This is a genomic window from Oleiphilus sp. HI0061 (genome assembly GCF_001635675.1).
In genome coordinates, this window is record NZ_LWFE01001241.1 from 1 (window position 1) to 1,398 (window position 1,398).

The following is a 1,398-nucleotide window of genomic DNA, read 5'->3' on the forward strand; positions in this document are numbered from 1 at the left end:
CACGGTAAACCTGATCTACTTGCTCTTTCGAGTTACAAAAGACAATGCTGTGACGATATGTTTCGTTTCTTAGTAGCCAGCATAGTAGTTGGTATTTGTGAGCGTTATCGTCAGCAAAGATGATTTGCTGATCAATTGATGTGTGAGTATCGCTTGTTTGGTTTAGCTCATACACTTTTGGCTCATCTAGCAACTGGTCTGCCAGGCCTCGAAGTGCTTTATTGGCTAGTGTTGCTGAATAGAGCTGCGTTTGACGCCGTTGATGACAGTGTTCTGAAATAGATAGAATCTCATCGCTAAAGCCCATGTCGAGTAAGCGGTCTGCTTCATCAAGTATCAGGATGTCTACCGAAGAAAGGTCTAACAGGTCTCTGGCAAGCAATTCAGACAAACGCCCCGGTGTTGCCACGATAAAGTGTGGCGGGTTTTGAATGATTTCGGTCTGTTTGTGGATGTCAGTACCGCCACCGATATGACCCAACTTAAGTGCTGTAAAGCGAGCTAGCTGTTTTGCCTGCTTAAGCACTTGTTGGGCGAGTTCACGTGTAGGAACCAATACCAGGGCAAGTATGTCACCGCCTTCTTCATGCATTATTTGGTCGAAGGTAGGGAGTAGATAGGCAGCCGTTTTACCACTACCTGTCTCAGCGCTGACAAATAAGTCTTCGCCATCGAGCGCGTCAACCAGGGTTTTTTCCTGAACTTCAGTCGGTTCTTTAAAACCTGCTTCTTCTATTGCTTGAATTAAACTGTCTTCGAGTTCACTGAACACAAATATTACCCTCTTCGAATGTGAAGCGGATAATACCAAATTAGAGCAAGAGTTATTAGAAGAAAGGAGAGAAATCGAGAAGTATTAAAATAAACAAGTAGATACTTGATTCTATCTGATTGCGCGCTTTACTCTAGACTTCTTCCCAATACTAACAATCTAATGTTGAACAAATCATATATGAATACCAAGCTAATTCACCTTTTTTCCCTGGTTTTCCTTATTCTTTTGCTTATTTCTACCAGCCTTTTTGCACGACCCAAAATTGGTTTGGCTTTGGGAGGAGGTGGTGCCAAAGGCGGTGCTCATGTTGGTGTGCTTAAAGCCTTAGAGCGTGAGCAGATTCCTGTTGATTACATAGCGGGCACCAGTATTGGCTCGATCGTAGGTGGCCTATATGCCATGGGTTACAGCGCGGCAGAGATTGAGAAGAAGATGATGGCTACTACGTGGGAGGAAGGTTACTCAGACTCGATTCCTCGTCAAGATTTACCTTATCGCTTAAAGCAAAGAGACCAATTTAATGTACCCTTGGATATAGGGCTGCGTGATTACCAAATTACCTCGCCAAGTGGTTTGTTGTATGGTCAGCGTGCCGCGCAGCTATTACGTGAGACCTTTGGTAT

Annotated in this window: 2 protein-coding genes; one reads left to right on the top strand and one right to left on the bottom strand. The window is 44.1% G+C overall.

What is annotated here, in order from left to right:
- Positions 1–772: DEAD/DEAH box helicase (locus A3735_RS19410; RefSeq protein WP_156499771.1), on the bottom strand; the 772-nt coding region annotated here is incomplete at its 3' end.
- Between the two features lie 180 nt (positions 773–952).
- Between A3735_RS19410 and A3735_RS19415 the strand changes: the two genes are divergently transcribed.
- The coding region (locus A3735_RS19415; RefSeq protein ID WP_231882582.1) for a patatin-like phospholipase family protein at positions 953–1,398 on the top strand (446 nt) is incomplete at its 3' end.